The 1,915-nt window shown below is 34.6% G+C and carries 1 protein-coding gene; it reads left to right on the top strand.

The window, feature by feature from the left end; all coding sequences use genetic code 11:
• Positions 1 to 363 precede the first annotated feature (363 nt).
• Complete coding sequence (locus NG821_RS12460; protein WP_252761981.1) at positions 364 to 1,548, top strand: FN3 domain-containing metallophosphoesterase family protein; 1,185 nt, start codon at positions 364 to 366, stop codon at positions 1,546 to 1,548.
• The last annotated feature ends 367 nt before the right edge of the window (positions 1,549 to 1,915 follow it).

Below are 1,915 nucleotides of genomic sequence, written 5' to 3'. Positions count from 1 at the left end.
TACCTTTGCCTTAAAACTTGGTTCAAACTTACTTCTTCTTCCCATTTCTGTTCCTTTCTTACTTAGTGCAAAGATAAACAATATTCTTTAACTTTAGCACCTGTACTAAAATTGGGGAGTATTATACGTAATTGTTATAAGAAAAATGCGGACGGTCATTCTAACTTTGAAATATAGAGAATATAGTTGTCTGTCCGCAGGGAATAAACTGTTTGATAAGTAAATTATGGTCGTTAAAAAGATGGATGACCATACTCTTACCTGAAAAATTAATTTAATATCTATCTAATGTTGCAGTATGAAATATATCAACTTTAAAATAACACGATAAAAAAATTCTCCTATTTCCATAATTGTCAAAAAATGAAACAATATCAAATTAATTGTTTTCTTATTACTATTTTAGTAAGCTTTTATACTATTTTAGGATCAGCAATAACAATATCCCATGGTCCATATTTGCAAAATGTATATGAAAGAGAGGCTACTATTGTATGGATTTCAGACAAACCTTCCATCGGATGGGTTGAACTTGCTCCAAATGACAGTACTAATTTTTATGCTATTAGCAGGCAGAAATTTTATGATACAACAATTGGAATCAAACGTACATCTTGTATACATTCAGTTCGGTTGACAGGGCTAACGTCTGGTACGACTTATCGCTACCGGGTTTATGCCAAGGAAGTTTTCGCTCATAAAGATTTCGGTGGCCGATATGGAGACATTGCCGCGACGAATGTTTTCACGGAAAAGCCGTTAACTTTTACGACCTGTGACCAAAATAAACCGGAGACATCTTTTGCTATTCTAAATGATGTGCATGAACGTGCTAACATCATGGAGCCTTTGCTGAATTATGCAAATTATAAAGATAAAGATATGATCATTTTCAATGGTGACATGATAAATTCTTTTCCTAATGATTCCGTAATATATAAAGGATTTTTGGACACAGCAGTCAGACTTTTTGCTCAAGAAAAGCCTTTATATTATGTACGTGGCAACCACGAGACACGTGGCAAGTATGCAGAGAAATTTCAAGAATATTTTTGCCCACGGCAACCTCATCTTTACTTTACATGGCGACAAGGACCAATATTTTTTATTGCATTAGATACAGGAGAAGATAAGCCCGATGATGATATAGAATATTATGGTTTTAATAACTTTGATCAATATCGTACTGAAGAAGCAAACTGGCTTGAGAAAGTTGTCCAATCTGCAGAATATCGTCAAGCCCGTTTCCATGTAGTCATCGGCCATATTCCACCGGCCATCAGTCCAAGTGCCTGGCATGGAGAAATAGAGGTAAGAAACAAATTTGTACCTATTCTCAATAAGGTGGGAATAGACATAATGCTTTGTGGTCACCTCCATAGATTTCGTTATACTCCATCTTCAAATTCTATACATTTCCCTATTCTGGTCAATTCTAATAACTCCTGTCTTTTCGGTGAAGTAAATAATGATGAACTAAAGTTGCAGATTGTTGACATAAAAGGACATGAAATTTTCAATAAATCTATTTATGTAAAAAGAAATTAATCATTTCTTTCAATAAATCAATATCATCTAAACAATTAACAAATAATAATCAAATGCGAAACGATAATTTGCCTAAGATTTTAACGATAGCATTATCAGTGATAATGCTATTAACCCAATCCATTTATTCCTATGGAAAGTCTGATAGGAATCCTGAAAAAATTCTTCAACAATCCTCTTCTAAGATCATTCGAGGAGTAGTAATTGACCAAAAAGGTGAGCCTATTGTAGGTGCTACAGCACTAGTGTCTCTTAATATATGTTAATCGTATGTAAAGTCAATACTAAGCTGCTGCTCGTCGCCATCAGTCTGCTCTCGATCCAAAGGTTCGAAGAGCTCCCGGATGGTATCCTTGACAAGCAATGC

It is taken from the genome of Segatella cerevisiae (assembly GCF_024054555.1).
GTDB lineage: Bacteria > Bacteroidota > Bacteroidia > Bacteroidales > Bacteroidaceae > Prevotella > Prevotella cerevisiae.
Note: the sequence above shows the minus strand (reverse complement) of the source record. Positions and strands in the feature narration are given on the sequence as shown.

Coding starts and splice junctions, on each gene's coding strand:
- NG821_RS12460 (WP_252761981.1), top strand. CDS start 364: ATGAAACAATATCAAATTAATTGTTTTCTTATTACTATTTTAGTAAGC.